General features: G+C 53.3%; 5 protein-coding genes. 1 reads left to right on the top strand and 4 read right to left on the bottom strand.

Annotation, left to right across the window (positions count from 1 at the left end; all coding sequences use genetic code 11):
* Nucleotides 1-73: 73 nt before the first annotated feature.
* Together AC33YF_RS12765 and AC33YF_RS12760 are read right to left on the bottom strand one after the other, a co-directional pair.
* Nucleotides 74-394 carry a phasin family protein gene (locus AC33YF_RS12765; RefSeq protein ID WP_491777589.1) on the bottom strand — a complete coding sequence of 107 codons (321 nt, stop codon included), beginning with the start codon at nt 392-394 and terminating at the stop codon, nt 74-76.
* Between the two features lie 264 nt (nt 395-658).
* Complete coding sequence (locus AC33YF_RS12760) at nt 659-1,912, bottom strand: DUF418 domain-containing protein (protein WP_491777588.1); 1,254 nt, start codon at nt 1,910-1,912, stop codon at nt 659-661.
* Between the two features lie 221 nt (nt 1,913-2,133).
* Between AC33YF_RS12760 and AC33YF_RS12755 the strand changes: the two genes are divergently transcribed.
* Complete coding sequence (locus AC33YF_RS12755) at nt 2,134-3,147, top strand: S41 family peptidase (protein WP_491777587.1); 1,014 nt, start codon at nt 2,134-2,136, stop codon at nt 3,145-3,147.
* 84 nt (nt 3,148-3,231) lie between these two features.
* Here AC33YF_RS12755 and AC33YF_RS12750 read toward each other — a convergent pair whose 3' ends face one another.
* Both AC33YF_RS12750 and AC33YF_RS12745 read right to left on the bottom strand, forming a co-directional pair.
* Entirely contained in the window at nt 3,232-4,032 is an 801-nt protein-coding gene (locus AC33YF_RS12750; protein ID WP_491777586.1) for a 4'-phosphopantetheinyl transferase family protein, read from the bottom strand.
* Nucleotide 4,033: 1 nt separating this feature from the next.
* Nucleotides 4,034-5,074: hypothetical protein (locus AC33YF_RS12745; RefSeq protein ID WP_491777585.1), on the bottom strand; the 1,041-nt coding region annotated here is incomplete at its 5' end.

Here is a 5,074-nt window from a genome sequence, read left to right as displayed (position 1 = left end):
CATGACAGACGACAACGACGCTAAGCGCGCCCTCGGGCCTTGGCTCGGAACTAGAGGACTGCCTGAGAGGTCTCTAACGAGCCCGTGGGTTGAACACGGTCTGCATCAGACTGGCGTACATCTCTCCGAGCTTCGTCATCTCTGCCATGTGGGTCTCGTAAGCCTTTTTGGCGTACTTCGTCTGCACCTCAATAGCGTCTTCGACCGACTTAGCGCCGACCATTTTCTCATACGCTTTCGTAGAGTCCTCAAAGGCCTGCTTGGAATAATCAGTCCACTCGGCCGCAATGGCCTGGAAGCCCTTGCTCAGTTGTCCAAAGGAACGGAAATAGTTGTTGAAACCGTCTTGGCCAAAGCTCTGAAGTTCGTCAGCAATCTTGAAGTGTTCAGTCATAGCGTTCCCTTATCCGGCAGTGCTCTCGGGTTTGATCTGACCGAGTACTTGGTGCGCCTCACGATAAAGTGCAAGGCTGCATTTTGCGAGCTGCTCAACTTCTGTGGGTTCTGATCGAGGGCCCCGCGTGCCCAATGTCCGCTTTTGGCACTTAACGGACATGGGCGAGCGGAGTGGGCATGTCCCCTTTACTGCTCAAAGCGGACATTGCGCGATACTTCCCAGCCGCCACCGGACTGGATGCATTCACCCGCGGGGTTGCCCCTAGGGACGGCGGCGTCCCTCAGTGCTTACTGGTGATGCGGCTAACGTCGGGATTCGCAGCGGTTGTATCCGAAGATATGTCAGGCAGCGCCAGATCCACTCTACCGGCCCGAATCGAAAGTATCGAAGCCACCAACTGCTGAAGACGATCTGAATCACAAAAAATAGGACTGCGTAGGCGGTCGTTGCTAAGGGGCCAAGCAAGTACAGCTGGCCAAATCCGTATCCGTAAAAGAGCAGGGTGAACATAAGTGTGCCGGAAAGATAGATCGTCAGCCCCATCCGCCCCAAGGATTGCAGCGGCGAAAGTACGGTGTCCCACTTGCCCTGTTCCGCTAACAGTAAAATGCCAGCACCGAACGCTAGCGATAAGGCGGTCGATCCAAACAAAAACAGCAAGTCGCCAAGAAATCGGATCCCCATCGAGGCCGTGTTGCCCTCAAATGCAGCGTAGCCATGATAACGGCCCAGGTACCACTCTATCGCTGCAAAGACGAGACCGGTTGTCATGCCCCATCGCAATATCCAGCGCCATTTCTTGGTGTGTTCTGCTGCATCATGAACGAGACGGCTTCGGCCAATTTGGAAGCCCAGCAATATCATCGCGAAGATTGCGAAGCTTGATTCCGGCTCATTGAGCCCATTCCACAATCGGGGGGGTATCACTTCCGCGTTTGTCTCAAAGACATCACTGAGCGTGCCTAGGTAAGGGTGGTCATCCCTTAGTTCTGCTAGAGACAGAGAGGCGTCCGCATCGACGGGCGCACTGGCACCCCGGAGCGAATCGACAACATTGCCGACCGGAAATGCCAACATGAGCAAAAAGGTCAGTGTCAGTAGCGTACCCGCTGCCAGTCGGCGAAATACAGGCAGAATGAAGCCCAGTAGAGCATATTCCATCAGAATGTCGCCGTCATAAAACAGTGCGTGCCCCACCCCAATCACGAATAGAATCGCTATTCGCCTGAAGTAGAACCACAGGTTTCCCCCACCCAAACTCTCCAATCTGGCCAACTGCAGCGCGAATCCAAATCCAAATAGCATGGCGAACAGGCGCCAGGATTTCGTCTCGAAGACGGCGTGCATCGCCGCATTGAAAGTTTGATCTAGGCTATCCGTCCATTCCGACGAATACGCTCCGAAGTTGAACATGTTGACGAGCAGCACACCGAAAAGAGCGAATCCGCGAACTGCATCAGCGGATCGCAATCGGGCGTCAGGGTCGACGGGACGAAGGTGATCGGAGGGTGGCATGATTGCCATTCTTCCTTACCTAGGATCCTGGTACCTTCGGCTATGCAGGATGCTTAGCCTCGAGGAGATGAAGCAGTTGGCGACAAGGAATCCACATGAAAGCGTTCATATTGTCGTACCGATGGCCACCGATGCGCTAGCGATTGGCTTCACCCATCAAGTCGCGAGCTGCTACTCGATGGCAGTCTGACCAAATTTGCTGGTTGAAGATAGGCTGCAACTTGACCAATCGCGACCCCGAGAAGAACTTTAAGGCACTATGGAAAACGTTCCATAGAAGGTACCCATTCTTTACGCTGCGGAACGTCGACTGGCACAAACAGTACGAAGTATATAGGCCTCGAATCTCCTCAACCACGAGTGACAAGGAGCTGTTTGAGGTCTTCTGCAACATGCTCGATCCACTCGACGATGGGCATGTCGAGATCTCAGCGAGATTAGGTCACTCTAAGGCAAAGGTGCATTTCACGGCTGAGAAAGCGCCGCGCTTTTATCGCGAGTTCACGACACCACAGATCAAGCGTCTTTTCGACGTTACGCGGGCCACGCTAACGGCCAACGGTTTCGGCCCCTTCAGGAAAAGCAAAGCCTGGATGATGCGGTACTGCCGATCACCCGATTACGGCTACATGCGCATTCTTGAGTTGGAAGACGTAAAAAAGAAGAAAGTGTCTAAGGCTCTCGACATACTCTCTCGTGATATGCCTGATCTCAAGGGTTTCATAATAGATATTCGCGATAACCCGGGTGGTGAGGATGACATCGCACTCATGATCATTAATCGCTTTGCTGATCGTAAGCGTGTGGCGTTTCACCGGCGATCAAAAATTGGACCGGGGACGGACGAGTTTGGCCCACTAAAGACCTGGCATATTTCACCGAAAGGCGGTGTGCAATTCACCCGTCCTATTATTCTCCTTACGTGCGATGCCGTCTTTAGCGGCGCGGAGTGCTTTGCGCTGGCACTCAGAGAGCTGCCACATGTAACAATCCTGGGCGAACATACGAATGGCATCTTCTCGTATCAATTGGAGAAGACGCTACCCAACGGATGGGATTACAGCCTTTCGTATCAGGAGTACCTGTCGGCCGATATGGTTTGTTATGAAAGCAAGGGCGTACCTGCGGATATAGAACTGCTCAATACCAAGGCTGATCTTGACGCTGGCGAAGATCCGCTCATCACCCGCGCGCTCGAAATTCTCTCACAACAAGACAACAATGTCTCAATCTGAAAACACATCGGATCGTGTGTATTCTGCGATCGATGTGGCATGAAACCAATCAAGCGGGTTGAACCAATGATGATCTCGTATCGGTCAGCCAGAAGTGCTGTTGGCATAAGCTTGTGATTGTTGCTGTCGACTTGGCAGCCGATTGCGGATCACCAACGCTGCGCAACAACCGGCTATCTCCAACAATCTCGCATTGAAATTATTCGAGCCGCCATACGCTGCGGGCGCGAAGGAGGCACGCACCCTAGGCTTTGTTTCGAACTGGAACGCGTCCAAACCATAAGATATCCCTTCTCCAATTGATTTCAGGCCCGCCTCCTTCAACGTCCAAAGTCGTAGAAAAAGTTTTTGGCGCTCGTCGACTTCAGCCATGCAAACCGTATCCGACTCATTTGGGGCAAAGTGGTAGCTTGCCATCTCGACCGGTGAGGCAGCTTGGTCAAGGCTTTCGATGTCTGCACCGACTGCGCTGCTGTACGACCAAGCCGCCAAATATCCGTGACGACACGCAGAAAAACTGAACCACGCGCGGGGCAACTCAGAGAGGTAGGGCCGCCCTTCCCTCGTCGTCGCGAAATCGACCTGGGAAAGCGGGCGGGCATCGCCGAGAGCAATTACACCGCAGAAGCGGCGGAACGCACGCCTCTGCAGGAAGCTTATTTTGTGGTCAATTCCCTTGAAGCGTTCTGCCCGGGACAATTCGCTCAAGGAGAGTATCGAACCAAAAAAGTCTGCTGGGGGGCCATCATGCTGAGCAGGCATGAAGAGAACTGAAATGTCACGGTGCGCGTCAGTTGGTGTCAGATCCCGCACTGAGGATTCGAGAAAGTAGCTGATGCTCTCGTTCCTCAGAGCATCACTTTTTTTCGGGACTTTTTCGGTCATCTCATGTCTGGAGCTTCTCGGCCGGACTGCCTTCATGAACCCCTGCGGGAATATGCATTTCCTTCAGCACCATTGACAGCGGCCTTAGCGTGACATCGCGATCCAAAATTGCGCCTTTCATAACTGTGGCGCCAGTCGCAATCGTAGCGCCATTCCCAATGCGTGTCTCTTTCACTTGCAACAGCATGTTCTCGAAGGTGTGCAACTGCAAAATACCATCCAGAATGCAGTCGCTCCCCACGCGCACAGCATTCCAATCAGAGCATTGCATCGGGTCCGTCACGATCGTCCGAGGTCCGATCTGACACCCCAATTTCCGCAAAATGCCGTTCGCAAGGATGGTCCCCCGCAGCAGCCCCAATGTCCCTCTACACCAGTTAAAGAAACAGTCTTGGACAAAGAAATATGTAAAGTGACGAGTCGACCAGAATGGTGTCGTGTGATTACTGCCCCATTCTTTACCAACAACACATCTCTTGAGCAGAACTGTGAGCCCAACAAGCCCCGCCTCGGCCAAAATCAAAGAGATCAACGCACCAAGGACAGGATCAATTCCAACGCGGTAAAGAGTTATGTAGGTCAAAGCAAAAATGAGGGCTTCTGTGATCCTTAGGAAGCCGATGCTGAAAACGTCGTTGAGTAGGATCCGATGGAGAAAAAGATAGAAACCCGGTGGATGATGCGCTTGGTCCTCTTCCTGAAACGATGCACTGGCGAACGCGAGCGGCGGATTGCCCGCCAGCGCGACGGGCATAGCGAGGCGAGATCGCATTTGGCGGCGATACAGGATGTCACTGCATGGGGTCGACACGCCGAGCATGAAGTTGTCAGGTAAAGCACCGTACTCCGCGATGCTGTAGTTGCCCGTGAAGAAATTCGGCGGCATCTCGATCCGACGCAATGCCATGTGCTTGGCATCGTAGTCGAGAACGTTGGTGAAGCTGCCATTCGACCAGAACACTTTAGCGTCGGCTGAGGTCACCTCAGGAACCAGGTTGAACATGACGTCGCATTCGGACGCGCCAATCCGGTTAAACTCAAG

The organism is Methyloceanibacter sp. (assembly GCF_058506495.1).
This window is presented reverse-complemented; position numbering and strand designations above follow the sequence as displayed.

What these genes read in the sequence shown, in the direction of transcription:
- AC33YF_RS12765 (WP_491777589.1), bottom strand. Translation starts at nt 394, where the DNA reads ATGACTGAACACTTCAAGATTGCTGACGAACTTCAGAGCTTTGGCCAA.
- AC33YF_RS12760 (WP_491777588.1), bottom strand. Translation starts at nt 1,912, where the DNA reads ATGCCACCCTCCGATCACCTTCGTCCCGTCGACCCTGACGCCCGATTG.
- AC33YF_RS12750 (WP_491777586.1), bottom strand. Translation starts at nt 4,032, where the DNA reads ATGACCGAAAAAGTCCCGAAAAAAAGTGATGCTCTGAGGAACGAGAGC.